This is a genomic window from Acinetobacter sp. 1566109 (assembly GCF_000582255.1).
In the GTDB taxonomy this organism is placed as follows: Bacteria; Pseudomonadota; Gammaproteobacteria; order Pseudomonadales; family Moraxellaceae; genus Acinetobacter; species Acinetobacter nosocomialis.
On record NZ_JEYB01000030.1, the window covers coordinates 18,581 to 44,458 of the forward strand.

Below are 25,878 nucleotides of genomic sequence, written 5' to 3' on the forward strand. Positions count from 1 at the left end.
AATTTAGTATGAGTTTTAATTATTGTGCCTGATGCGAAGAGCTGTTAGTAGTCTATTTATTGATTTTATTGTTTGAATTATCGCCGCGATAGTTTTATAAAACGGTATAATTCCACTTTTATTGTCTATTTTCGCTATGTCTTTGCAAGTTTGGTTTGCTTATATGTTGGCCTGTTGGGTCATTAGTATTTCTCCGGGAGCAGGGGCTATTGCTTCTATGTCGAGCGGCTTAAATTATGGCTTTAGACATGGCTACTGGAATGCAATTGGCTTGCAAATCGCCTTGTTAATTCAAATCATGATTGTGGCGGCAGGTGTAGGCGTTTTATTTGCAACGACTCCATTAGCTTTTCAGGCTGTTAAGTGGTTTGGGGTGGCTTATTTGCTGTATTTAGCTTATTTGCAGTGGACTGCACCAGTAAAAGACATCGAAATTCAACACGAAAAAAAGGATAAATCTGTTTCTGCTCTGCTATTCAATGGCTTTGTGGTCAATATCAGTAACCCTAAAGCCATCGTATTTTTGTTGGCAGTTTTGCCTCAGTTCTTAGATTTAAGCAAACCCCAATGGATACAATATCTGATTATGGCAGCCACTATGGTTACGATTGATTTGATTGTAATGGCTGGATATACAGGGCTGGCTTCAAAAGTTTTAAGATTACTTCGTTCGCCTAAACAGCAAAAATATTTGAACCGTGGTTTTGCTGTCATGTTTAGTTGTGCGGCGTTATTACTCAGCACAGTTCATCAAGCGACCTGATTTAGGCTGCTTGAGTTTGGTTTTTGATTTTTTGAAGCATAAAAATAAGAGCAAAACTCAACGCCATACATAAAACAATACTGAGGCCAGTTGAGATATTAAGTGCTGCGCTTGACCATAGGCCAACACTGACACCGAGTTGAGCTAAAACAAAAGCCCAAATAACCATTTGCTTTGGTGAATGAGCGAGTAGTCGAGCGCTCAACGCTGGAATAACCAGTAAAGCACCCATTAAAAGTGAACCTACTGCACGTAAAGCTAATACTGTAAATAAGGCTAGCAGTAACATAAAAATGAGACGCTGCCATTTCGCATTTACCCCTTCACTAATCGCAATGTCTGGATCAATGGCAATTTGGATTTGAGGCTGCCAAAAGCGATAAAGAATTGCCAGTGATACTGCAATAATTAATGTGAAAACAGGTAGGTCTGGCCAATCAATACTTAATAAGTCACCAAACAAATAACTCAAAAGTTCTGGTCTTAAACTCGGAACATGTTGAATAAACAGAAGGCCACTACATAGTAAAGTTGCTGAGCATAAGGCAAGTAGAGCATCGTTTGGCAAGCGATTGTCATGCAGTGCCCATAAAATAGCGACTAATAAAATAGCCGTACCTGCCACGCCAAGCCAGAGAGGGAGGCTTAAGGCACCAGCAATTGCTACCCCAAGTAAGGTTCCATGTGCCATCGTGTCTGCAAAAAAAGACATACGTCTCCATAGCATGAGACAACCAAGTGGTGCGGTCAAAAAGACCAATAAGGTTCCCATAATCCATGCGGGCAACAATAATTGTAACCATTCCATCATGGCTTAAGCTTCCGGTTCTGGGTGAATGTGAGGTCTACTATTGTGAGGGCAGGGGTGTGCTGCATCACCATGTGCACAGTGGTCATGATGGTGCTGGTAAAAAACTCGCTGAGTGCCAAATATTGCCTGATACTCAGGATGCTGTTGAATATTCTCAGGTAAACCGCTGCAACATATATGCTTGTTTAAACAAACAACTCTATGCGTCCCTTGCATAACCCATTGTAGGTCATGTGAAACAATTAAAATGGCGCAACCATAACGCTCCGGCAGACTACGTACATATTCATAAAGCTCAGCTTCAGATTGAATATCTAGACCCTGCATCGGTTCATCAAGAACAAGAATATCTGGCTTCCTAAGTAAAGCACGTGCGAGCAACACACGTTGGCGCTCTCCACCAGAAAGCTGTTGTACTTTTGATTGTTGTAGCTTGGCAATACCAGTATCTTGAATAATTTCTTGGCGAAGGGCAGGGCTACATTTTTCAAGATCTAATAGATCTTGAACACGTAAAGGAAGACTATGAGAGGGATTAAACTTTTGAGGGACATAAGCCATTTTTAGTTTTTTATCGCTTATGACACGTCCGCTACTTGGTTTTAAAATTCCAAGTAGAACTTTAATTAAAGTCGACTTACCCGCACCATTTGGACCAATTAATGTCACAATTTCATTTTGATGCAGATCAAAATCGACTTTTTTTAATATATCCCGATCATCACGGTGAACAGAAACCTGTTCCAGTTGAATCAATACAGGATTTAGCGAGCTGTGCGGCACTGCTGGCATTTCCCCGAAATTTCAATAATGCTGTGTTGTGCTGTGAAATCATCTAAAGCTGCAAGTTGGTCGAGTTGTTGAGTCAGACCTTGTGAAGATGCTTCTTTAACAGTGTGACATTCGGTGCAAATTAAGAATGCAGCCTGATGTCCTTCACGTGGATGACAGCATGGAATATAAGCATTAATAGATGTTAAGCGATGAATTAGACCTTTTTCTAATAAGAAGTCTAAAGTTCTATAAACAGTTGGAGGAGCGGCAGGGCGATCGGTTTGACTTTTAATACGTGCTAATAAGTCGTACGCACCCATTGGGCCTGAAGCATTTAAAATGAGTTCAAGAACTTCTTTACGTAAAGGCGTAAGACGTGCGCCAACCGCAGAACATAAAGTTTCTGCTTCAGCTAAACGACTTGCGACATTATGGTGATCATGTACACCATGTAAAGAATCATGATGTTCATGCGTGCAAGAACTCATAGACATAACCTCAAATTTTTAATGGAATATTAGCATGAAGCGATGCTTCATTCGATTAATCTTAGGTATTTTTGTAACTTTGTTATATTATAACATGCTTCGAGCTATTACTAATTGATGGTCTGTCATGTTCCGCGTTTTTGTTTTCAGTATGTTCTCTTTAATGAGTACGTTAGGTTGGAGTCAGGGTTTGGTTGTCTCTACACACCCAATCTATTTGATTGCAAAAGAAATTACCAAAGGCGTTGAAGAGCCTCAGTTGTTGCTTCAAGGTCAAAGCGGGCATGACGTACAACTCACCCCAGCGCATCGTAAAGCAATCAATGATGCTTCTTTAGTGATCTGGTTAGGAAAAGCTCATGAAGCTCCTTTAAACAAATTGCTGAGTAACAATAAGAAAGCAATTTCTTTATTAGACAGTGGTATTCTTTCTGTTTTGCCACAGCGTAATACGCGTGGCGCTGCTTTACCAAATACTGTAGATACGCATGTCTGGTTAGAACCAAACAATGCAGTGCGGATTGGCTTTTTTATTGCGGCTTTGCGTTCACAGCAGCATCCTGAAAGTAAAGCGAAATATTGGAATAATGCCAATGTATTTGCTCGGAATATGTTACAGGCAGCTCAAGCTTATGATAGCTCAAGTAATGGAAAACCATATTGGTCTTATCATGATGCTTATCAGTATTTGGAACGCTCGCTTAATTTAAAGTTTGCAGGTGCTTTAACGGATGACCCGCATGTTGCGCCTACAGCGGCTCAAATTAAGTATCTTAATGATAATCGACCAAAACCTCAGATGTGTTTACTTGCAGAAAGTTTCACAACAAAAGGTCAATATCAGAAACTGGGCAGTATTACCTTCCAACCCGTTGATGAAAGTATGAATAATGAGGACGATTTTGTAACAGCATGGAAGAAACTGGCTATAAAAACCGATAAATGTGTATTAAATACGCAAAAGTAAGATAAAAAGTAAACAAAGGCTGACTGTAGCGTCAGCACCACCTGTCACGAAAAACCCCGACTAAAGTCGGGAAAAGATTGCATGTTCAGGGGTGTAACTCTATAATGCCTGCGATTAAAAGCGATCATCAGCTAAACTTGTCAAGCATTTATGCTGTGAGTGGATAAATAATGAGCCAAACTAGTCGCTTGATTGACCGACGATTAGCAAAAGCTTTGGTCTTCTTACAAGCATGCATGATCCCTGTTTCCGCACTTGTGGCGTGGAGCATAAAAGACATGACAGCAGCATTAAGTGCGGCACTTGGTGCATTGGTCTGCTGGCTTGCTACCAGTTATTTTGCGTGGCAATCCTTCAGAACAGCAGGTGCGAGAGCATCGAAACAAGTGCTGTCTAACATGTATAGGGGCATGTTAGGCAAATTTGCAATCATGATCGTTGGATTTATTTTGATTTTGAGCAATGTTAAACCTTTATCACCGTTAGCATTGCTGTTTGGTTTTATCCTCGTTCAAATGATGTCGTGGGTTGCTCCTTTTTGGGTTTCACGTCTACAAAAACGAGTATAGAAACAAGAAGAATTGAAGATTTTTTGGAGGGTGGCGAGATATCGACAGTACGCCGATGTTCGTTTCCCTTCTTTTTAGTAATTGACATTGACCAGGTGTGATTTATGGCTGCTGAAGAACATGCCCTCACTTCGACAGAGTATATCAAGCATCACTTGACCAATATGACCTATGGCAAAATGCCAGACGGTACATGGAAATTGGCTGAGACTGCTGAAGAAGCTCATTCGATGGGGTTCACTGCAATTCACTTGGATTCAATGGGTTGGTCAATTGGCCTTGGTGTGATTTTCTGTTTGTTGTTTTGGATGGTTGCGAAAACTGCGAAAGCTGGCGTTCCAACAAAATTCCAATCTGCAATTGAAATGATCATTGAGTTTGTTGACTCAAGTGTCCGTGATACTTTTCATGGCAAATCACGTTTAATCGCTCCACTTGCACTCACTATTTTCGTGTGGATTTTCCTCATGAACTTAATGGACTTGATTCCAGTTGACTGGATTCCTCAAGTTGCTGCATTTGTTGGTGCTAACGTATTTGGTATGGACCCTCACCACGTTTACTTCAAGATCGTTCCATCTACAGATCCAAACATTACCCTTGGTATGTCTTTATCTGTATTTGTTCTTATCTTGTTCTACAGCATCCGCGAGAAGGGTGTTGGCGGTTTCGTAGGCGAGTTGGCACTTAACCCATTTAACCCAAGTAATCCAGTTGCAAAAGCGTTGCTTATTCCAGTGAACTTGATTTTGGAATTGGTAACATTCCTTGCTCGTCCTATTTCATTGGCTCTCCGACTATTCGGTAACATGTATGCCGGTGAGTTAATCTTTATCCTGATCGCATTATTGCCGTTCTGGATTCAATGGGCGTTATCTGTGCCTTGGGCGATCTTCCACATTCTTGTAATCACGTTGCAGGCATTCATCTTTATGATGCTTACCATCGTTTACTTGAGCATGGCAAGCGAAAAACATTAATGGTATTGCCTAACTATCAAATGATGGTTGGGCTGAATTTTTTTAATTTAATTTGGTAATAACCTAACCTCTGAGGAATTTTTCATGGAACTCACTTTAGGTCTAGTTGCAATTGCATCTGCTATCTTGATCGCTTTCGGTGCTTTGGGTACTGCGATTGGTTTTGGTCTTTTGGGTGGTCGCTTTTTAGAAGCTGTAGCTCGTCAACCAGAATTAGCTCCACAACTTCAAACTCGTATGTTCTTAATCGCGGGTCTTCTTGATGCTGTGCCTATGATCGGTGTTGGTATTGGCTTGTTCTTCATCTTCGCTAATCCATTTGTAGGTTAATCAGCTTAATTCCTAAATCCACTATTTGAGGAATTGCAATGAATATCAACCTCACATTGATTGGTCAAGCGATTGCGTTTGCGTTTTTTGTCGCATTCTGCATGAAGTTTGTTTGGCCACCACTAATCAATGCGATTAGTGAGCGTCAGCGTAAAATCGCTGATGGCTTAAATGCAGCAGAAAAAGCGAAAGCTGATCTTGCCGATGCACAAGCGCAAGTGAAGCAAGAGCTTGATGCAGCTAAAGCACAAGCGGCTCAATTGATCGAACAAGCGAACCGTCGTGCAGCGCAATTGATCGAAGAAGCTCGTACTCAAGCTGCGGCTGAAGGTGAGCGTATTCGTCAACAAGCTAAAGAAGTTGTTGATCAAGAGATCAATTCTGCTCGCGAAGAATTACGTCAACAAGTAGCTGCCTTGGCAGTGACTGGTGCAGAAAAGATCCTGAACCAACAAGTTGATGCAGAAGCTCATAACGCCATGCTGTCTCAGCTGGCTGCTAAACTTTAAGCGAGGCGAATTATGGCTGAACTCTTGACGTTGGCACGTCCGTATGCCAAAGCAGCATTTGCTTATGCTTCTGAGCAAGGTGCAACAGACAATTGGTCGAATGCGTTACAAGTGCTCAGTGCTGCGGTGCAAGACGAAGCATTTTCCGCTTATTTAAATCGCCCTGAACTTACTCCTGCGGAGCAAGTGAAGCTTTTTGCTAAAGTTTTAGGTGAAGATCAATCTCAAGCAGTGTCTAACTTTTTGACACTTCTTGCAGATAACGATCGATTAGTGTTGTTACCTGAAATTGCAGCAGAATATGAACAGCTTAAATCACAGAATAACAATACGGTTGATGTCGTGATTGAATCGGCGTTTCCGTTAACTTCTGTTCAGGAACAATTGCTTGCACATGCGTTAGAAAAACGCTTCAAGGCAGCAGTTAATGTTTCTGTCGAAGTTAATCCTGCTTTGATTGCAGGTGTGGTTATTCGTGCAGGCGATCAAGTGATAGATGATTCTGCGCTTAACAAGCTTGAAAAAATGCGTACTCGTCTTCTTGCATAATGCAAATGATGAAGACTGAACTAATAAAAGATTGAGGAATAGCGCAATGCAACAACTGAATCCATCCGAGATCAGTGCGCTCATTAAACAGCGTATCGGAGATCTGGACACCAGCGCGACCGCTAAAAACGAAGGTACCATTGTTATGGTATCCGACGGTATCGTGCGTATTCACGGTCTTGCTGATGCAATGTACGGTGAAATGATCGAATTCGACGGCGGCTTATTTGGTATGGCACTGAACCTAGAACAGGATTCAGTGGGTGCCGTTGTTTTAGGTAACTACCTAAGCCTTCAAGAAGGTCAAAAAGCTCGTTGTACAGGTCGTGTTTTAGAAGTTCCAGTTGGTCCTGAACTTCTTGGCCGTGTAGTAGATGCTTTGGGTAACCCAATTGATGGTAAAGGCCCAATTGATGCAAAATTAACTGATGCTGTTGAAAAAGTAGCACCAGGCGTAATTTGGCGTCAATCTGTAGACGAGCCTGTTCAAACTGGTTATAAATCAGTTGATACCATGATTCCTGTGGGTCGTGGTCAGCGTGAGTTGATTATTGGTGACCGTCAAACTGGTAAAACAGCAATGGCGATCGATGCGATTATCGCTCAGAAAAACTCTGGCATTAAGTGTGTATACGTTGCGATTGGTCAAAAACAATCAACAATTGCAAACGTTGTACGTAAGCTAGAAGAAACTGGCGCTATGGCGTATACAACTGTTGTCGCTGCTGCGGCTGCTGATCCTGCTGCAATGCAGTACTTAGCTCCGTACTCTGGCTGTACAATGGGTGAATACTTCCGTGACCGCGGTGAAGACGCTCTTATCATTTATGATGATTTGTCTAAGCAAGCTGTTGCTTACCGTCAAATTTCATTGCTTTTACGTCGTCCACCAGGTCGTGAAGCGTATCCAGGTGACGTATTCTATCTTCACTCACGTCTTCTTGAACGTGCTTCTCGTGTATCTGCTGAATACGTTGAGAAATTCACTAATGGCGCAGTAACTGGTCAAACTGGTTCTTTAACTGCATTGCCAATTATTGAAACTCAAGCAGGTGACGTATCTGCATTCGTACCAACGAACGTAATTTCGATTACTGACGGTCAGATCTTCTTAGAAACATCATTATTCAACGCAGGTATCCGTCCTGCTGTGAACGCGGGTATCTCTGTATCTCGTGTTGGTGGTTCTGCTCAAACTAAGATCATCAAAAAATTGTCTGGTGGTATCCGTACTGCTTTAGCACAATACCGTGAATTGGCTGCGTTTGCTCAGTTTGCTTCTGACCTTGACGAAGCAACTCGTAAGCAACTTGAACATGGTCAACGCGTAACTGAGTTAATGAAGCAAAAACAATATGCTCCTTACTCAATTGCTGACCAAGCTGTTTCTGTTTATGCATCTAACGAAGGCTATATGGCTGACGTAGAAGTTAAGAAAATCGTAGACTTTGATGCTGCGTTAATTGCTTACTTCCGTTCTGAATATGCTCCGTTGATGAAACAAATCGATGAAACTGGTGATTACAACAAAGACATCGAAGCAGCAATCAAAGCAGGTATTGAAAGCTTTAAAGCGACTCAAACTTACTAAGTTCAGTTTTAGTTAAGTTTGGTTCACGGATCAACCTTCGGAAGCTCGAAAGGGCTTTCGAATACTAGGTTAAGCGTATGGCAAATTTAAAAGAAATTCGCGCCAAAGTAGCTAGTATCAAGAGCACGCAAAAGATTACTCGCGCGATGCAAATGGTAGCTGCTTCTAAAATGCGTCGTGCGCAAGAGCGCATGGCTCAAGGCCGTCCGTATGCCGATAATATGCGCCGTGTAATTGCTCACTTGGTACAAGCAAACCCTGAATATAAACACCGTTATATGGTTGACCGCCCAGTTAAGCGTGTTGGCTATATCGTAGTGTCTTCAGATCGTGGTTTGGCAGGTGGCTTGAACATTAACTTGTTCAAGAAAGTTGTGCAGCATGTCAAAGCACAACAACAGCAGTCAATTGAAGTTGAATTTGCTTTAATTGGTCAAAAAGCGGTTTCGTTTTTTAAGAATTACGGCGGTAAAGTGCTTGGTGCAACTACCCAACTTGGCGATGCGCCGAGTTTGGAACAGTTAACTGGCTCAGTGCAAGTTATGCTTGATGCATTTGATAAAGGCGAGTTAGATCGTATCTATCTCGTATCAAATGGCTTCGTTAATGCAATGACTCAGCAGCCTAAAGTAGAACAACTTGTTCCTTTAGCACCAGCAGAAGAAGGCGATGACCTCAACCGTACTTATGGTTGGGATTATATCTACGAACCAGAAGCAGAAGAATTGTTAAATGGTTTGTTGGTTCGCTATATCGAGTCTATGGTTTATCAAGGTGTGATTGAAAACGTTGCATGTGAGCAGTCAGCTCGTATGGTCGCGATGAAAGCAGCGACAGACAACGCAGGACAATTGATTAAAGACCTACAACTCATTTACAACAAGCTGCGTCAAGCCGCGATTACTCAGGAAATTTCCGAGATCGTTGGCGGTGCCGCTGCCGTTTAACATTATTAAGTTTGAATTGAGGAGACAGCAATGAGTAGCGGTCGTATCATTCAGATCATCGGCGCGGTTATCGACGTCGAGTTTGAGCGCACAAGCGTTCCTAAGATCTATGACGCTCTCCAAGTTGACGGTACTGAAACTACTTTAGAAGTTCAGCAACAACTTGGTGATGGTGTTGTTCGTACCATCGCAATGGGTTCTACAGAAGGTCTTAAACGTGGTCTTACTGTAACTAGCACAAACGCACCGATCTCTGTTCCAGTTGGTACAGCCACTCTTGGCCGTATCATGGACGTTTTAGGTCGTCCTATCGATGAAGCAGGTCCTGTTGCGACTGAAGAACGTTTGCCGATTCACCGTCAAGCGCCTTCTTATGCTGAACAAGCAGCTTCTACTGATCTTTTAGAAACTGGTATTAAAGTAATTGACTTACTTTGCCCGTTCGCAAAAGGTGGTAAAGTTGGTTTATTCGGTGGTGCGGGTGTTGGTAAAACCGTTAACATGATGGAATTGATCAACAACATCGCAAAAGCACACTCAGGTTTATCTGTGTTTGCTGGTGTTGGTGAGCGTACTCGTGAAGGTAACGACTTCTATCACGAAATGAAAGATTCTAACGTTCTTGACAAAGTAGCAATGGTCTACGGTCAGATGAACGAGCCACCAGGTAACCGTTTACGCGTAGCGTTAACTGGTTTGACTATGGCTGAATACTTCCGTGATCAAAAAGACGAAAATGGTAAAGGTCGTGACGTATTATTATTCGTCGACAACATCTACCGTTATACACTTGCGGGTACGGAAGTATCAGCATTGTTAGGTCGTATGCCATCTGCGGTAGGTTACCAACCTACACTTGCAGAAGAAATGGGTGTTCTTCAAGAGCGTATTACGTCTACTAAATCTGGTTCGATCACTTCGATCCAAGCAGTATACGTACCTGCCGATGACTTAACAGACCCATCGCCTGCAACTACATTTGCTCACTTAGATGCAACAGTAGTATTGAGCCGTGACATCGCATCTTCTGGTATTTATCCAGCGATCGATCCACTTGACTCGACTTCACGTCAGTTAGACCCATTAGTTGTTGGTCAAGAGCACTATGAAATTGCGCGCGCAGTACAAAACGTATTGCAACGCTATAAAGAGCTTAAAGACATCATCGCAATCTTGGGTATGGATGAATTGGCAGAAGAAGATAAATTGGTTGTTTACCGTGCGCGTAAAATCCAACGTTTCTTCTCTCAACCATTCCACGTAGCTGAAGTATTTACTGGTGCTCCTGGTAAATTAGTACCACTTAAAGAAACGATTCGTGGCTTTAAAGGTCTATTAGCTGGTGAATACGATCACATCCCAGAACAAGCGTTCTATATGGTTGGTGGTATTGACGAAGTGATTGCTAAAGCTGAGAAACTCTAATTTAAGGAGATCATCTCATGGCGACTATGCAATGTGATGTCGTAAGTGTTAAAGAGTCTATTTACTCTGGCGCAGTGACGATGTTAATCGCGAAAGGTGCAGGTGGTGAACTTGGTATTTTGCCAGGTCACGCTCCACTTGTAACTTTGCTTCAACCGGGCCCGATTCGTGTTCTGTTGGAAAATGGTACAGAAGAAATCGTCTATGTATCTGGCGGTGTTTTAGAAGTTCAACCTCATGTTGTAACGGTTCTTGCAGATACTGCAATCCGTGCTGACAATTTGGATGAAGCTGCAATTTTAGAAGCACGTAAAAATGCTGAACAATTGCTTGCAAACCAAAAGAGTGATTTGGACTCAGCTGCTGCTTTGGCATCTCTTTCAGAGATCTCAGGCCAGCTTGAAACAATCCGTAAAATCAAAAACCGCGCTCAATAAGACGCGGTTCGAGATTGAAAAAGCCACCTTACGGTGGCTTTTTTTATTGCTAGAAAGAAAATTAAGAATCAGTTTTTGAATCAGACTTTTCATCTCCTGCCATAATCAGTGCAGCAAGTTTGACCATATCCATTTGGATGGTATTGAGTTGCTTCTCAATTTGGTCGAAATCAATTTGTTCTAATTTCCCATTTAATAAAGGCATACTTAAAGCTTGTTGGTTTGCTTGTAGTAAGTTTTGGCGAATATTTTCAACTTCCTGACTTCTTATATCTAAAGTCAATAGTGCTTGATTTAAGCCTTTTAACTGCTGTTTTAAAGTGGTCACAGTTGTTTTTAGTTCTTGTTGATCTTTATCTTGGATGGCTTGCTCAACATCAAGTTGAGTGTCTTTAAGCTTTTCAATATAGTCGCCTGCCTTTAACTGTAAGTTAGCTGCATCACGAACGATATAAAAAACATTACCGCTTTTTAACTCAGCTTTATTTTTGGTAGGTACGATTTCTTGTTGAGAATCATCTGCTTGTTCTGATACTTCGTCATTGGTTTGAGCAGATTCTTGTTCCTTAGCATGGTCTTGTGCCTGATCGCATCCAAGTAACAACATACCTGAAGCAAAAATCACAAATGGAAAAAATGCGCCTTGTAAAACTTTTTTCATAACTACAAACAATACCAAGTAAAGCAAGTGCGTACTATATGCATAAAATATGTAGAAATAAGGTATTGTTGCAAATGAACAACATTTTGACCAGACAATAAAAAGAGTGCCGTAGCACTCTTTTTTCTTAAATTGCGCTAAAAATTATTTAGCGAGTTCAGCTTCAACTGCTTTTACAATTTGTTCATCGTCTGCTGTTAAGTTTGGCGCAAAACGAGCAACAACTTCACCATTTTTATTGATGAGGAATTTCTCAAAGTTCCATAATACTTCTGGAGCAGGGTTTGTTGGAATGCCTAAACCTTCTAAACGCTCACGGAAAGGACCTTCACCAATGCGTTCTGGTTGAGCTGTTGTCAGTGCTTGATAAAGAGGATGTTTATCTGCACCTGCTACAGAAATTTTAGAGAAAAGCGGGAAATGAACATCGTAGTTTAATGAACAGAATTGTTGAATTTCTTCATCTGAACCAGGCTCTTGTTCTTTGAAGTTATTTGCAGGGAAACCTAAGATTTCAAGACCTTGATCTTTTTTCGCTTGATAAAGCTTTTCTAAACCTTCGTATTGTGGAGTTAAACCACATTTAGATGCTGTGTTTACGATTAATAAAACCTTACCTTTATATTGGTCAAGGTCAACCGTTTCGCCTGAAATAGCTTTTACTGGAATATGGTATACAGATTGAGTCATGTGTCTTTCCTGAAGATTGTAATTGATATCAAGTAACGCATTTGTTTTAACTGCTATTCTTGAGGAGTGCAATAATATTCGTGTTCAAAAAATAAAAAGAGAAGAAAAAACTGTCTGCGATCTAATTGTTTCTGATTTGAACAGGTGTTTGACCTGTATATCTTTTAAAAAATTCAATAAAACTGGAACTGTGTTGGTAACCTAAATCGTATGCTAAACGTTTAATGGGCATACCTTGTCGAATTTGATGAATGGCATAAACAATTTTAGCTCTATTACGCCATTCCGATAAAGAAAGTTGTAATTCTTGTTGGCTTAAGCGCAATAAATGGCGATCACTGACAGAAAAATTCTGCAGTAATTGTTGTAAAGATTGATTAAAAAACAAGGGGTCTGAAAGCTTTTCCAAAATTGGCAATAAAACAGGATGTCGTGTTTGTGGCAAATAATGAGAATATGCGGTGGCTTGCTGTAATTGATCGAATAAAACTTGCAGAAGGTGTACTAAATATTCAGGTTTTCCATTTTGTTTTTGCTGTTCCAGAATTTGTAAAACTAGAGTTCGAAAGAAAGGCTGAATGCTAAAGCACTTACAGACATTACCTAAAATAGAACATAAACGAGGGTGGAGGCGGATACAAATATAGTGAATTTCATGATCGATATGAGTAGATTGATGAACCGTTTGAGGTGGAATCCAAAGCCCATAGCTTGGAGGTGACAAATAGATTTGTTCTTCTACCTGCATTTCCAAAATACCATTCAAACTGAAATTAAAATCTCCCCAAAGTGAAGCATGAGGACGAACAATATCTTCTTTTTCATATAGAAACTCATGAACTTCTATATCATTCAATAAAGAAAATTGTTGGTCCTCATTTTTCATCTACTTACTCTGAATAATATTTTAGTTTTCACAAGTCGCTTTAGGATTATTTAAGCCTTTGGCAAAGGTAAATGTACTAATTAATGCTAAAGCAACGAAGCTTAATACACCATAAATTAAAGTATTTTCATTGAAATGATCAACTACATAACCACCTAATAATGAACCTGTAGCAATCATGACTTGAAACATGCCAACAAAAAGCGGCATACCTTTTTCTACAGCATGGGGTGCGTGTACAAACATCCAAATATTGGCAGAGGTAGGAAAGGCACCGAATGCGAAGCCCCATAGCGCAGTAAGAACGATGGCACCAAATTCATGAATAGCAAAGATAGGGAAGCCAAAAAATACGATTGCAAAACATGTCCCAACAAATGCGAGTGTGTAACGAACATTTAAGTTGCCACTATACCCTGCAAATGCATTTCCAAAGATACCAGCAATTCCGTAAAGTAATAATAATGAACTAATAGTAGTGCCATTAAACCCTGCAATATTCTTAAAAAAAGGCGCTAAATAACTATAGGCACAGAAATGAGCAAGACCAATTAATAAAACAATAAGCATACCACTACGTGCTTTGGGTGTGCGTAATAGTGCAGGTAAATCACGAATATGAATGGCTGACTCTGGTAAAAGTTTTGGTAAGAAAATAAGCTGAAGGACGAGTACAACAAGGCCAATCGCAGCGGTAATACCAAATGCACTACGCCACCCATAAAACTCGCTTAGCCAAGTTCCAATCGGGACCCCTAATACAGTCGCAAAGGTTACACCAGCCATGACTACAGCAGTTGCTTTAGCAATAGGCAAATGTGCAGGTGCCAGCTTGCCGCTTAACGCAATAGCTGTGGCCCAAAAGCCACCGATTGAGATACCTAAAATTAAGCGGCTCAGTAATAAAACATGAAAGTTTTCAGCAAAAGCAGTAATGGTATTGGCAATCACCATAATTGCAGTCAGTAAAATAAGCACGTAACGACGGTCAAGTTGTTTTACTGAAACAGGTAATAGAGGGGCTGCAATGGCTGCCATAATGCCAGGTACAGTAATAATAAGACCAGCGGTACCGACAGAAATATGTAAATCAGCTGCAACGCTATTTAAAACACCAACCGGTAAAAATTCACTTGTTACTAATGCAAATGCTGCAATGGCAACCGCCAAAATAGCAAACCAGCTCCCTTGTGTGGAAGTTATGGGTCGCGGTTTAGAGGTAGTAGATTGGTCCATAATAAATCCTTACTTGGCTAAATTTAGAGTGAAGAAAGGCAATTTTTAATTAACTAACGATCATTATGAAAATAAAATAGTTGATAAAAAATCGAACGTCAATTAATTTAATAACGATTGTTATAAAAATAGATGTGATCTTTATGACAAATAGGCATGAAACAGATCTTGTGGTTAATGAAGATACGTTGAAAAAGAAGCGTGGACGCCCTAAATGCTTTGATGAACAGCAAGTTTTAGAGAAGGCAATGTTGCTTTTTTGGGAACATGGTTATGAAGCAACGTCTATTAGTGACTTAACGCAGGCTTTAGAAATTACGGCGCCTAGTTTATACAGTACTTTTGGCGATAAGGCAGGCTTGTTTTATAAAAGTATTGATTATTACTTAGCTCATGAAGCATGTCCTATTGAAACGATCTTTTTAGAAGCAAAAACTGCAAAAATTGCTTTTGAGTTGTATCTTTATGACAATGTAAAACGATTGGTTCAACCCAATAAACCAGCAGGTTGTATGTTGGTGGTTGCAGCTATGAATTGCTCTGATGCGACACAAGAGGTCCAACAAAATCTATTAGATAAGCGTATAAAAACTAAAGAAAAATTATTAAAACGTTTGGAACAAGGTGTAGAGCAGGGTGATTTATCAGCTAATGCTCCTCTACAAGAAATGACAGACTTCTATGCTACTGTTATTCAAGGACTGACTATTCAAGCGAGAGATGGCGCGACCACTGAGCAACTACATAAAGTGGTAGAACATGCCATGAAAGCTTGGACATTATTTTAAAAAATTAATGATGTCCTAAGTTCAATATCAATGTCGGAAATGCGATATTTCAATTTATTAAGACATTCTTCAAAATAAAATCTCTTTTGTAGATGGTGTATTACTATGAGTCAGGTCATGAAATATCACAAATGGGCATTTATTTTTCCCATTCTGGCAGTACTGATTTGGTCTTTAAATATTGTAGTCACCCGCTACGTCTCGGATTATATTTCTCCAGTTAGCATTAGTTTTTATCGGTGGTTAATTGCCTTTATTATTTTGACTCCATTTATGTTTATATCTGTTTGGAGACAAAGACGAATAGTAATACCCTATTTACCTAAGCTTGCTGTGTTAAGTGCATTTGGGATGGTGCTTTATCAAGGCCTTGCTTATACGGCGGCTCATTATACCAGTGCAACTAATATGGGTATTGTTAATGCCTTTATTCCGATTTTTACTATTTTTGTTTCTCTTGCGATTTTAAAAGATGTACCTAATCGTTTTGCTGTTTTTGGTAGTATTTTATCTTTTGCGGGTTTGCTATATGTCATGTCCCAAGGAAATATTAATAAGCTATTAAGTGGTGGAGGGCATCTTGGTGATGCGCTCATGATTGTTGCTGTATTCTTCTATGCATTTTATGGGGTTTTCTTAAAGAAATGGCAGCTTCCACTTCCAATTATGACGAGCTTATATGTCCAGATTGGGTTTTCTGTGCTGTTCCATTTACCTTTAATTTTCTGGTTTGGTCTTGATGGCTTAAATGCACAAAATGCGCCAAGTGCAATTTATGCCGGTGTATTTGCTTCTTTAATTGCGCCGTTAGTTTGGATGTTGGCTGTACAACAAATCGGGCCAAATAGAACCAGTATATTTATGAACCTTGTACCAGTGTTCACAGCCATTATTGCAAGCCTCTGGTTATCTGAGCAGTGGACGATCTATCATACTTTCGGTGGGATTATGATTCTCGTGGGTATTATCATGGCACAAAAGAAGGTTAAATCTAAAAAATCAGATCTCCTGCCAGAGCAAAATTAAGAATAATAAAAAAACTATGGCATATTTTTAAAAAAAGTAATGAAAATATGCCAATTTTTTTGTTAATCCAAGCTTTTCTATATGATTTATAAATATATTTATAAAAATATTGTGTAATATAAATATTAAAAAAGACCAATAAAAATATTAATATAATTTTAACTTAATTGCTAAAAACGCCAAATTCCCTACACTTTTCATGCTTTTTTTAGAGAAATAATATATTTCTCTCATTTAATCTCTTACCACATAATAGCGACCACTACGAAAGATGCTCTTTTAAGCAATTTTTCTTTCGTTCCAGAGATATCCAAACCCTCTGGATGTGGTATATACCCATCCTTTTTTATGCTCAGTTATCCCTATATAACTGAGCTTTTTTTTTGTCTGGAATTAAGGACGAATGACTTCACCAGTTAAGGCGTTAATGATGCGGCTTGGCTGTTGGCTTTGACCTAAATCACCATTGAGATAGTTTAATTGTGAACCAAAGTATTGGCAGGCATCTTGTAAAGAATGGGCTGGTTCTTGTCCACTAGGGTTGGCACTCGTCGAGACAATAAATCCATGAAAAGCATTGCATAAAGCGACACATAAAGGATGTGTCGTTACACGGACTGCAACAAGAGGATGCTCGCCTTTAATCCATGAAGGAATGTGTTGATCGGCTGGCAATAGCCAAGTTGTGGCTCTTTCTGATGGTTGGTGGTTCGTCCAGCAATCAATAATTTCTTGCTGAGTCGTTTGCGGTAAGGAAGTTAGTAGATGTTCTACTTGACTAATATGGCCAGCCAATAAAATGACGCCCTTTTCAATAGGGCGCTGTTTCAATTCAAGAATCTTTTGAAAAGCTTGTTCATTAAATGGATCACAGCCTAGTCCCCAGACTGCCTCAGTTGGATATGCCAAAACTTGACCTTGTTGTAAACATTCGGCTGCTTCGGTCACTGAGGTCGTAATCATGGTAATACTTTCCTTTCAATCAAACAGAATCGCTATTGTGCGCTCTAATACTAAGAACGACAACGTAAATACAGCCCTGATTGTTGCATACATAAACCGAGTAGTTCTAGTTCCATTAGTGAAGAGGTCAGTTCAGAAACCGAAACATTATGATGAATTACAAGCTGGTCAATATTTTGTCCTACCCAGTCTAAAGACTGATAAAGATCAATCAAATGCTCAGGAATTTCTGAAGTATACGTATTAGTTTCTTCATTTTGACTTTGTTGCTGGCTTTGCCATTGAGTTGGTAAGGCGAGGTCTTCAATAATTTGTTCGGGATGATCAACTAAAATTGCTCCCTCACGAATAAGTTGATGGCATCCTTGATGGAACTCACTATAAATATGGCCCGGAATGGCGAATACGGTTTTGCCTTGTTCAGCAGCTTTATTGGCCGTGATGAGCGAGCCACTTTTTAATGTCGCTTCTACCACCAAAACGCCTAAACTTAAACCACTAACAATTCGGTTTCTACGTGGAAAATGCTGTTGTAATGGCGGTGTACCAGGTAAAAACTCAGTAATAATGGCGCCGTTCTGAGCCAAAATATGTTCTGCCAGTTTTTTATTTTGAGCTGGATAGGTAGTGTCTAGGCCCGTACCACTGCAATTGTACGTTGATGAGCGGATGCACCTTGATGAGCTGCTTCATCAATGCCATAAGCCAGACCACTACTAATAAAAAAGCCCTTTTCACTTAAGTAGTAGGCAAAATCATAAGCCACCTGACGTCCATGTGGGCTTGGTTTTCGGCTACCGACAATCGCAATTTGCGGTTGCAATAATGCCTGTGCCTGACCTTTTCCAAAAATAACAGGTGGATGATCTGTATAAGGGAGTAATTGAGTAGGGTAGCCAGAGTCATTGGGCGTCAAAATAAAATCAGTATGCTGCTGAACTTGTTGTATAAGCTGTTCGAACTGAGCTTGGCCTTGTGTCGTTTGAAATTCGTTTACACGCTTTAAGTGATTAGCATGTAGCCCCAGAGAGGACCACTTTGCTAAACCATCAGGTTGAGTTGCTTTTTCACAAATTCCAAAATAATCGATAATTTTTTTAAAACTAACTAATGAGTGCTGCACCAAATACCACACTTTAAGCGTGTGGTAATGGTGTGAAGAAAGTTGGGTGAGCATTGTAGAAGGTACATCCAACATTAATCATTAAAGCGAGGTGGCTGAATGCTTGAGCCGACTTTAATAGGCAAATCGCTTTCTAGAACATAGGCATAACTCAGCTGACCAAAAGTTCTAAAAACCATCAGACTCCCAATTTGTTGACCAGGAAGTTGAATCGCTTCTTTAGTTTTAGGATCGCGAATTGTCTCGCCTTGTTGTGTAATATCAAAAACTTGACCTACCTGAACACCTTGTGCTGTACCGCGGTCCAAAGTCACTACACTATGTTTTGCAGCTCTACCGATTGAACCCATGACACGAATAATTTTGCCACCATCAGTCACTTGTTTGGCATCTACTGGGTAAAATAAGGTTGGCAAAGTAGCTTGTTCTTCAGGCATAACACGATCGCCACGACGTACTTCAGCGTTATAACTATCTGTTAGCTCTAATGTAGTAATGTCTTTTTCAGAAGATACCGCAACACCTGAAGCAACCTGTAGTAGCTCAATACCAAGGCTATGCTTTTTACCTTTACTATCTGTGAAATAGTAAGGTTCACCTTCTCGATAGACTGCATAACGCTGACCATCAACTAGACCTTTTCCTCTTGCATAAATAGTTTGACCTTTTCCTGCAAGTACACGTTGGTCGGCTGTACCAACAACGTAAGGTGTGTTGGTAATTGAATCGGCTGGTAAAATAGTGCTGTTCTCTAGCCACTGTTTAATATGTTCAAGTGGAATAACTGGCACACTATTATTTAATGCTTCTACGCGAACTTGTGGTTGTAAGTTTGTGGTTTGGCCTGTGTAACGACGAATAATGCCTACACAGCCATCCCCTTCATCTTTGCCCACAAGTGGACGTCCATCTAAGCTACATAACAGTAATCGATCGCCCGGATAAATCCAGTGAGGGTTTTTAACATGTTGATTACTTGCCCAGATTTCAGGCCAACGCCATGGCTTATTGAGAAAATGGCCGGAAATATCCCATAGGGTATCCCCACGTTTTACAACATACACATTCGGTGCATTGCTTTTAAGAGAAGGTGGATTATGATTTGGACTGGCAGCATGAACCTCTGCTACCGTACCTAGTGCGACAGTTGTACAGAGTGCTAAAGCAAGTAAATGCTTCTTTATCCCCAAAGCATGAAATTCAGCCATGCCGTTAAAAACCTTTTTCATTATGATAATTCCTAAAAATTATGCGTGCAGATGCGTTATAATAGGCGGCTTACACACAATTTTTCGATGAAGTATTTCCTTCATTTGGTTTTTCAATCAATGGCATAAGTGAGGACGTCAGTATGGCCTTATTACCTATTTTAAGTTTTCCTGATCCCCGTCTTCGTACCATTGCTAAGCCTGTTGAAGAAGTTACTGATGAAATTCGTCAACTTGCAGCAGATATGTTTGAAACCATGTATGCGGCACCCGGTATTGGTTTAGCAGCTTCTCAGGTCGATCGTCATATTCAGCTTATCGTCATGGATTTGTCTGAATCTAAAGATGAACCTATGGTTTTCATTAACCCCAAAATAACTCCACTGACTGAAGAGACGCAGCCGTACGAAGAAGGCTGTCTATCAGTGCCACAAATATACGATAAAGTTGACCGTCCGTCACGTGTGAAAATCGAGGCAATTAACCTTGAAGGTCAAGCATTTGAGATAGAAGCTGACGGACTTCTCGCTGTTTGTATCCAACATGAAATGGATCACTTAAAAGGCAAATTGTTTGTGGATTATTTGTCGCCACTTAAACGTCAGCGTGCACGTGAAAAAGTCGAAAAGATTGTTCGTCAACGCGAGCGTGAAAAAGTTGCGGTAAAACGTTAAAAGTTTTCAAACATCAATATAGCGTGGATGTGATTTTTGGTTTTTCGTAGTGGTCTGTTGCTCGCATGTGCAGCAGTGTTTTTACAGATTGCGGTATTTCTACAGCCGCTATTACCGAAGCAATATCAAATTGCTCCGGTCTGTGAAACTATTACCCGTGCTTTGCTTAAGCCTAAGGCACAGATGGAAACCATGTCACATGCCATGCATCATTCACATCACGACCACCATATCGGACAGGCACAAGTACCTGAACATCATGACCACCATGATGCAAATCACCAGTGCCAATATTGTACCGTCTATGCCAATCTGGTTTTACCACCTGAATTTGGCGTAAAAGAGGTACTTGTTCGTATACAAGTTCGCTTAGTCGCTTATCAACAAGCATTTAGACATGTTTATTTTGCGCTACAGCGACTCTTCTTACTCCCGCAAGGGCGTGCACCGCCTCTATTTGCATAAATAAAAGCAATTTTTGTTGGGGTCTTTATTGACTTCAATATCACTTTATTTATGTTTTAGAGCGTATAAAAATGCCACATTCTAAATTTTTACTACAACCTTTATGGGTTGCGATGCTTGCTGTTTCTCATTCAGGCTTAGCTTTTGCCGATTCAGAGAAAAATGATGCTGATACCAAAACACTTCATTCATTAGCACCTATTGTTGTTACGGCACAACAAGGTAACGATGCAAATGGCTTGATCGTACATGCAGACCCGAAACAGCCAATTCAGCCAGTACCTGCTACAGATGGGGCAGATTATCTACAAAGTATTATGGGTTTTAACTCGATACAAAGCGGTGGAACAAATGGTGATGTGACATTCCGGGGCATGTTTGGTTCACGCATCAAAATTCTAACGGACGGCACAGAGAACTTAGGTGCATGTCCAAACCGTATGGATGCTCCAACTTCTTATATTTCTCCAGAAAGTTATGACCGTATTTCTGTCATTAAAGGTCCGCAAACTGTTCAATATGCCAATACAGGTTCGGCAGCTACGGTACTTTTTGAACGTCAACCTGAGAAACTTACCTCTGAAAAACCTTATCGTGGACAAGCAAGTGTTTTGCTAGGTTCATATGGACGTATTGACCATAATGTTGAAGCGGCAATTGGCGATGAAAAAAAATATATTCGTTTAAATGCCAACCGTTCAGAGTCTAATAGTTATCAAGACGGTGATGGTAATACTGTACCTTCAGCATGGAAGAAGTGGAATGCTGATGTAGCACTTGGCTTTACTCCAGATGAAAACACGTGGATCGAACTCACAGGTGGAAAATCTGATGGTGAGTCGCTTTATGCAGGACGTTCAATGGATGGTTCTCAGTTTGCGCGTGAAAGCTTAGGACTGCGTTTCGAAAAGAAAAATATCACCGATGTCATTAAGAAAATCGAAGGGCAGGTGAACTACAGCTATAACGACCATATTATGGATAATTTTAGTTTGCGCACACCGCCATTAGTTGAAATGAACCATGGTGGTATGACCATGCTCATGCCAAACGCGATGGCCATGCAAGTAACGCGCCGTACACTAAATTCTCGCTTAGCCATGACCTCTGAATGGGATAAATGGAGCCTGATCACTGGGGTAGATTCACAATTTAATAAACATGGCGGTAGCATGTCATCGCCAACAATGCCTTCTATGAATGTTCCATATCGACAAGATATGCGTTTTCAATCATATGGAGCTTTCGGTGAACTTGGCTATCAATGGAATGATAAAAACAAGTTATTGACAGGTGCACGTTTAGATCGGGTAACAGTTGAAGATGAGCGAGCCGATTCTAAAGCCCAAGGCTTTAATACGAAGCTTGAGAAGACTTTGCCAAGCGCATTTGTTCGCTGGGAAAACCAACATCCTGAGCATGACTTCAAAAGCTATATCGGTTTAGGTTATGTAGAGCGTATGCCTGATTATTGGGAGCTTTTCTCTCCTAAACATGGTAATGCTGGCTCAACCAATACCTTTAACGGTGTGAATCCTGAGAAAACATTGCAGTTAGATCTAGGCTTCCAACAACAACATGGTGCTTTAAACACATGGGCTTCTGCTTATGCAGGCTTAGTAGATGACTACATATTAATGAGTTATCACCATCACCCGAGTATGGGAATGGGTGGGCATGATATGAGCCATGATATTACTGCAGGTGCCAAGAATGTTGATGCAACTATTGCTGGTGCAGAAGCAGGTATTGGATATCAATTTACCGACCGTATTCAGGCAGATTTGAGTGCTATGTATGCGTGGGGTAAAAACACCACAGATGACAAACCGTTACCTCAAATTTCCCCGTTAGAAGGTCGATTAAATATTCGCTATGTAGCCGACAAATATAACGTAGGCCTGTTGTGGCGAGCTGTTGCTGAGCAAAACCGTGTGAGTCTACATCAAGGTAATATCGTGGGATATGACCTAAAACCAAGTAAAGGTTTCTCAACACTTTCTTTAAACGGAAGTTATAACCTTCGTAAAGATATTGATGTCTCTGTTGGCATCGATAACGTGTTAGATAAGACCTATACCGAACACTTAAATAAAGCTGGTAGTGCAGGCTTTGGATTTGCGAGCGAAGAGCAGTTTAACAATATTGGAAGAAATTACTGGGTTCGTATGAGCATGAAGTTTTGATCAGCTTAGCGAATTAAATGAATTAATTTAAGAGAGAAATGAAATGACTAATAAATTATCGCCTGAACAGTCTTGGTGGGGATGGAAGTTACTTATTGTGGCGTCTATCTTGAGTGTATTGTTTATGATTGTTTTTTACTTGGCCATTAACAATGAACCTGACTATATGCCTAGTCAAAAAAATAAGCAGATGATGGAAACGCATGAGCAAATGAATCACGCTGAAATGCACGGTTCATCAGCTCAATAAGGTTTTTAATATTTGAAAATGGAAGTCCGGATAACGGGCTTCCATTTTTTATTTTTAGGTTTTAATAATTATTGATGCATACTTGCTAAGGCTTTTATCTTGCCTTGATTTTCATAAAGACGTAGACCAAGTTTTTGTAAATTACGACCCGATTGAGTTAAAAACCTTTCAACTTTTGGTGAAAATTTTGCGCCGTTAAAAAGTACTGAATTACGCAAAATCAGATAATAAGCAAACCATGAAGCAGTCTGCTGAGGCAATCCGAGTAGTTTCATCCTTTTCTTACCAATAAAAAATTGGGTAAGTTCTAAATGTTGCCGATAAGCAAGTTTCTGCTGTAAAGAACGCAAATGCAGATATTGTCTCTCAAAAGGCTCTTTAGATAAGCTTGATCCTAATTCAATACTGCTGTGATCGGGACGAGGGTGTGCAAACTGCATCCAGTAAAGTAATCGCCAGCCTTCAGTTTCAGATTGAATAAGCCACTTTTCATCAATTCCCATTAACCAACCAACATAACGCCAAAAATGTAAAAAACTCTTGGCTTCCTGTTTGGTTGGCCAGATACCTAAAGCTCTCATACCAAGTAAAACTACACTACTAAAAGCTAAATTAGTCATGGCTAAATCAAATTGATTAAGAGGAATTCCCCAAACTTCATTATCCCAACGCTCAGATTTTCCTAATTGTCTACGAACAAGTGCATGAATAAAACGAACATAGATTGTTGATGTAAAACCTGCGCTTAAACGGGACAGACCTCTAGGCTCAGTAATATCAACCCACCATTTTGTAGTTTCTGCTAAACGAGTACCCGCTTGTTTCTTTAATGCCCCGGTTAAAATTAGGGGGTGATTAAATCCCGGATATAAATATCCGCCCATTAAAGATAAATCTCTAAGAATAAAACCATTATTTATTCCTAAACGATGAGTAAATTTAATAGCCTCATCAATTTGTTGCTGGTCTAACCATTCAGGCTTTTGTTCAATGTAATTAAAGAAATTTTCTAACTCAGTAGGTAGCGACTCAGATAGATCATCGCGGCCTTGAAATAATATTTTCTCAAAAATTATTCGGTGGTCTTTGGGATTTTGCATAACCCAATCAATCAGCTTATCCATTTCAACGTCCCCTTCGCAAAGAGCACGTTGTAAAGATACATATTCTGTATAGTTTGGTTGTACTGGTTTTTCACAGCAGATATTTAAAAACTGAGTAAAGAAATTACTGTCTTGCATATCATTAAAAGAAGCAAGTCGAGTCGGGCTAATCATTTGCATATCGTTACTTACTTATTGAACTGAATAATAAATAGGCTAATATGAATAATTATTCGCATTCAATTCGCATTTAATGAATTAAAACTAATGAGAAAAGTTCCACAGCAACAGCGTTCAAAACTTATTGTTGACCATATTTTAGAAGCGACACAGCAATGTATTGCCCAATATGGATTGCTTCATACAACAACTCCCAAAATTGCAGAGAAATCTGGAGTGAGTGTAGGTTCGATTTACCAATACTTTGAGAATAAAGATCAAATCATAGAAGAACTATTACGCCGTAAAAGTGAATTATTAGGGCAGCAACTTAAAGAATTAGTTATGCAGCAGGGGAATATTCCTTTAGATCTGCTTATCCCCTTGGCAATAGAGCTAGGATTTAATGCATTAAAAGCTGATCAAGGCTTTTTTATAGAAGTACTGAAACATTGGCATGACTACAGTCATTCGCAAGCTGCTCAGATTTTAGAAAAGCATTTTTTTGAAGTAGGTTTATATACATTTAGTAGAAATCCTCATCAGTGGGACTTCGAGCAGGTAAAGCATAAATCCTTTGTAATTATTAATAGTACGCTTTTTACGATGATGCGTTACGTGAGCCAGAACAATTTTCTTATCTCAGAACAACAACTTAAACGAGAATTATCAAGCATGATACTGGCTTATTTAGGCCAAAAATAAGAAATAAAAATAATTATTTATATAAAACAAATACTTGATTTGTATTTTGGTTTAAAATTGAACGCTCAAGTCATTAATTTCTAATTTCCGCTTGCAAAGGGATTTGGATGGTCTATAATGCACATCCATCGGCGGTGATGCAGATAGAAACTTGTTGAAAAACAGTTACTTGAGATTGGGTTGATTACTTTAAGTGATGAATTTGATGTTAAGTTGGTTTGAAAGATAAGTTTTAAAAATATCGAAATTACCTGTTGACTTTTAAGAGATTAAGAGTAATATAGCCGACCTAGCTTGCTGGTGACGAACCAGGAAGAAGATCATTAAGAGAATTGAAGAACAACTTGTGTGGATTTTTACTGATTGATTAATCGAAATAATTTTCATTGATTGATTGGTTTAAATTACTCGAAGTTTATTTGAGCGAAATTTAAGTCAGTAATTGATGAGCCAGAATTGGCACCTTGTCTATAAATAAGGTGCAAAATGATTTTAACTGAAGAGTTTGATCATGGCTCAGATTGAACGCTGGCGGCAGGCTTAACACATGCAAGTCGAGCGGGGAAAGGTAGCTTGCTACTGGACCTAGCGGCGGACGGGTAATTTCGATATTTT

Annotated in this window: 27 protein-coding genes, 1 rRNA gene and 2 pseudogenes; 19 read left to right on the top strand and 11 right to left on the bottom strand. The window is 39.9% G+C overall.

Annotated elements, in window-relative coordinates:
* Nucleotides 1-136 precede the first annotated feature (136 nt).
* A complete protein-coding gene (locus tag J582_RS17045; RefSeq protein WP_031982556.1) occupies nucleotides 137-763 on the top strand; it encodes a LysE family transporter in 627 nt (208 codons plus the stop codon).
* Nucleotide 764: 1 nt separating this feature from the next.
* Here the strand turns inward: J582_RS17045 and znuB are convergent, their stop codons facing one another.
* The 3 genes from znuB to J582_RS17060 are packed head-to-tail and all read right to left on the bottom strand — an operon-like array spanning nucleotide 765 to nucleotide 2,836.
* Complete coding sequence (znuB, locus tag J582_RS17050) at nucleotides 765-1,574, bottom strand: zinc ABC transporter permease subunit ZnuB (protein WP_000970833.1); 810 nt, start codon at nucleotides 1,572-1,574, stop codon at nucleotides 765-767.
* Nucleotides 1,575-1,577: 3 nt separating this feature from the next.
* Nucleotides 1,578-2,366, bottom strand: a complete 789-nt coding sequence (gene znuC, locus J582_RS17055; protein WP_004705942.1) for a zinc ABC transporter ATP-binding protein ZnuC — start codon at nucleotides 2,364-2,366, stop codon at nucleotides 1,578-1,580.
* A complete protein-coding gene (locus J582_RS17060) occupies nucleotides 2,339-2,836 on the bottom strand; it encodes a transcriptional repressor (RefSeq protein WP_002054239.1) in 498 nt (165 codons plus the stop codon). The genes znuC and J582_RS17060 overlap by 28 nt, the downstream gene beginning before the upstream one ends.
* Nucleotides 2,837-2,963: 127 nt before the next feature.
* Here J582_RS17060 and J582_RS17065 point away from each other — a divergent pair, with 127 nt between their 5' ends.
* The 10 genes from J582_RS17065 (at nucleotide 2,964) to J582_RS17110 (ending at nucleotide 11,140) form a co-directional block, all read left to right on the top strand.
* On the top strand, nucleotides 2,964-3,803 hold the full coding sequence (locus tag J582_RS17065) for a metal ABC transporter solute-binding protein, Zn/Mn family (RefSeq protein ID WP_031982557.1): 840 nt from the start codon (nucleotides 2,964-2,966) through the stop codon (nucleotides 3,801-3,803).
* A gap of 170 nt (nucleotides 3,804-3,973) precedes the next feature.
* Nucleotides 3,974-4,372, top strand: coding sequence for an ATP synthase subunit I (locus tag J582_RS17070; protein ID WP_004705940.1), 399 nt, complete (start codon nucleotides 3,974-3,976; stop codon nucleotides 4,370-4,372).
* Nucleotides 4,373-4,476: 104 nt separating this feature from the next.
* On the top strand, nucleotides 4,477-5,352 hold the full coding sequence (gene atpB, locus J582_RS17075; protein ID WP_031982558.1) for a F0F1 ATP synthase subunit A: 876 nt from the start codon (nucleotides 4,477-4,479) through the stop codon (nucleotides 5,350-5,352).
* 84 nt (nucleotides 5,353-5,436) lie between these two features.
* Nucleotides 5,437-5,682 carry a F0F1 ATP synthase subunit C gene (gene atpE, locus J582_RS17080; protein ID WP_000424060.1) on the top strand — a complete coding sequence of 82 codons (246 nt, stop codon included), beginning with the start codon at nucleotides 5,437-5,439 and terminating at the stop codon, nucleotides 5,680-5,682.
* Nucleotides 5,683-5,720: 38 nt separating this feature from the next.
* Entirely contained in the window at nucleotides 5,721-6,191 is a 471-nt protein-coding gene (locus tag J582_RS17085) for a F0F1 ATP synthase subunit B (protein ID WP_002054137.1), read from the top strand.
* A 12-nt stretch (nucleotides 6,192-6,203) separates the two neighbouring features.
* The gene (locus tag J582_RS17090) at nucleotides 6,204-6,740 is read left to right on the top strand and encodes a F0F1 ATP synthase subunit delta (protein WP_004705938.1); all 537 of its coding nucleotides are present in this window, start codon (nucleotides 6,204-6,206) and stop codon (nucleotides 6,738-6,740) included.
* Nucleotides 6,741-6,786: 46 nt separating this feature from the next.
* The gene (gene atpA / locus J582_RS17095; RefSeq protein WP_002054271.1) at nucleotides 6,787-8,331 is read left to right on the top strand and encodes a F0F1 ATP synthase subunit alpha; all 1,545 of its coding nucleotides are present in this window, start codon (nucleotides 6,787-6,789) and stop codon (nucleotides 8,329-8,331) included.
* 77 nt (nucleotides 8,332-8,408) lie between these two features.
* Nucleotides 8,409-9,278 (top strand): F0F1 ATP synthase subunit gamma, encoded by an 870-nt coding sequence (gene atpG, locus J582_RS17100; RefSeq protein ID WP_002114131.1) that lies wholly within the window; start codon nucleotides 8,409-8,411, stop codon nucleotides 9,276-9,278.
* A 30-nt stretch (nucleotides 9,279-9,308) separates the two neighbouring features.
* A complete protein-coding gene (gene atpD, locus J582_RS17105; protein WP_002054158.1) occupies nucleotides 9,309-10,703 on the top strand; it encodes a F0F1 ATP synthase subunit beta in 1,395 nt (464 codons plus the stop codon).
* A gap of 17 nt (nucleotides 10,704-10,720) precedes the next feature.
* Nucleotides 10,721-11,140: a F0F1 ATP synthase subunit epsilon gene (locus J582_RS17110; protein WP_002054176.1), complete on the top strand. Its 420-nt coding sequence runs from the start codon at nucleotides 10,721-10,723 to the stop codon at nucleotides 11,138-11,140.
* 61 nt (nucleotides 11,141-11,201) lie between these two features.
* On the opposite strand, the gene J582_RS17115 is transcribed toward J582_RS17110, so the two are convergent.
* The 4 genes from J582_RS17115 to J582_RS17130 form a co-directional block, all read right to left on the bottom strand.
* Nucleotides 11,202-11,801 carry a hypothetical protein gene (locus tag J582_RS17115; protein ID WP_022574383.1) on the bottom strand — a complete coding sequence of 200 codons (600 nt, stop codon included), beginning with the start codon at nucleotides 11,799-11,801 and terminating at the stop codon, nucleotides 11,202-11,204.
* A 144-nt stretch (nucleotides 11,802-11,945) separates the two neighbouring features.
* Nucleotides 11,946-12,491, bottom strand: coding sequence for a glutathione peroxidase (locus tag J582_RS17120; protein ID WP_016803497.1), 546 nt, complete (start codon nucleotides 12,489-12,491; stop codon nucleotides 11,946-11,948).
* Between the two features lie 121 nt (nucleotides 12,492-12,612).
* Nucleotides 12,613-13,377, bottom strand: coding sequence for an AraC family transcriptional regulator (locus tag J582_RS17125; protein WP_031982563.1), 765 nt, complete (start codon nucleotides 13,375-13,377; stop codon nucleotides 12,613-12,615).
* Nucleotides 13,378-13,398: 21 nt separating this feature from the next.
* On the bottom strand, nucleotides 13,399-14,613 hold the full coding sequence (locus J582_RS17130; RefSeq protein ID WP_031982564.1) for an MFS transporter: 1,215 nt from the start codon (nucleotides 14,611-14,613) through the stop codon (nucleotides 13,399-13,401).
* Between the two features lie 134 nt (nucleotides 14,614-14,747).
* On the opposite strand from J582_RS17130, the gene J582_RS17135 reads away from it, so the two are divergent.
* On the top strand, nucleotides 14,748-15,401 hold the full coding sequence (locus J582_RS17135) for a TetR/AcrR family transcriptional regulator (protein ID WP_081404890.1): 654 nt from the start codon (nucleotides 14,748-14,750) through the stop codon (nucleotides 15,399-15,401).
* A gap of 105 nt (nucleotides 15,402-15,506) precedes the next feature.
* The gene (locus tag J582_RS17140; RefSeq protein WP_002054284.1) at nucleotides 15,507-16,427 is read left to right on the top strand and encodes a DMT family transporter; all 921 of its coding nucleotides are present in this window, start codon (nucleotides 15,507-15,509) and stop codon (nucleotides 16,425-16,427) included.
* 393 nt (nucleotides 16,428-16,820) lie between these two features.
* On the opposite strand, the gene J582_RS17145 is transcribed toward J582_RS17140, so the two are convergent.
* From J582_RS17145 to J582_RS17150, 3 genes and pseudogenes are all read right to left on the bottom strand, one after another.
* Nucleotides 16,821-17,390 carry an L-threonylcarbamoyladenylate synthase gene (locus tag J582_RS17145; RefSeq protein ID WP_000633612.1) on the bottom strand — a complete coding sequence of 190 codons (570 nt, stop codon included), beginning with the start codon at nucleotides 17,388-17,390 and terminating at the stop codon, nucleotides 16,821-16,823.
* Between the two features lie 50 nt (nucleotides 17,391-17,440).
* A pseudogene (gene dprA / locus J582_RS0104910) lies at nucleotides 17,441-18,567 on the bottom strand (DNA-processing protein DprA).
* A gap of 20 nt (nucleotides 18,568-18,587) precedes the next feature.
* Complete coding sequence (locus J582_RS17150; protein WP_031982567.1) at nucleotides 18,588-19,742, bottom strand: LysM peptidoglycan-binding domain-containing protein; 1,155 nt, start codon at nucleotides 19,740-19,742, stop codon at nucleotides 18,588-18,590.
* Nucleotides 19,743-19,864: 122 nt separating this feature from the next.
* On the opposite strand from J582_RS17150, the gene def reads away from it, so the two are divergent.
* The 4 genes from def (at nucleotide 19,865) to J582_RS17170 (ending at nucleotide 23,296) form a co-directional block, all read left to right on the top strand.
* On the top strand, nucleotides 19,865-20,395 hold the full coding sequence (def, locus tag J582_RS17155; protein ID WP_002054252.1) for a peptide deformylase: 531 nt from the start codon (nucleotides 19,865-19,867) through the stop codon (nucleotides 20,393-20,395).
* 36 nt (nucleotides 20,396-20,431) lie between these two features.
* On the top strand, nucleotides 20,432-20,860 hold the full coding sequence (locus J582_RS17160) for a DUF2946 family protein (protein WP_002054220.1): 429 nt from the start codon (nucleotides 20,432-20,434) through the stop codon (nucleotides 20,858-20,860).
* A gap of 71 nt (nucleotides 20,861-20,931) precedes the next feature.
* Nucleotides 20,932-23,046, top strand: coding sequence for a TonB-dependent copper receptor (locus tag J582_RS17165; RefSeq protein WP_031982569.1), 2,115 nt, complete (start codon nucleotides 20,932-20,934; stop codon nucleotides 23,044-23,046).
* A 43-nt stretch (nucleotides 23,047-23,089) separates the two neighbouring features.
* Nucleotides 23,090-23,296 carry a DUF4199 domain-containing protein gene (locus J582_RS17170; RefSeq protein WP_004711026.1) on the top strand — a complete coding sequence of 69 codons (207 nt, stop codon included), beginning with the start codon at nucleotides 23,090-23,092 and terminating at the stop codon, nucleotides 23,294-23,296.
* A 68-nt stretch (nucleotides 23,297-23,364) separates the two neighbouring features.
* Here the strand turns inward: J582_RS17170 and J582_RS17175 are convergent, their stop codons facing one another.
* On the bottom strand, nucleotides 23,365-24,579 hold the full coding sequence (locus J582_RS17175) for an oxygenase MpaB family protein (protein WP_031982570.1): 1,215 nt from the start codon (nucleotides 24,577-24,579) through the stop codon (nucleotides 23,365-23,367).
* An 87-nt stretch (nucleotides 24,580-24,666) separates the two neighbouring features.
* On the opposite strand from J582_RS17175, the pseudogene J582_RS17180 reads away from it, so the two are divergent.
* Together J582_RS17180 and J582_RS27095 are read left to right on the top strand one after the other, a co-directional pair.
* Nucleotides 24,667-25,237: pseudogene (locus J582_RS17180) on the top strand (TetR/AcrR family transcriptional regulator).
* Between the two features lie 519 nt (nucleotides 25,238-25,756).
* Nucleotides 25,757-25,878 (top strand): 16S ribosomal RNA (locus J582_RS27095); the annotation flags it as partial.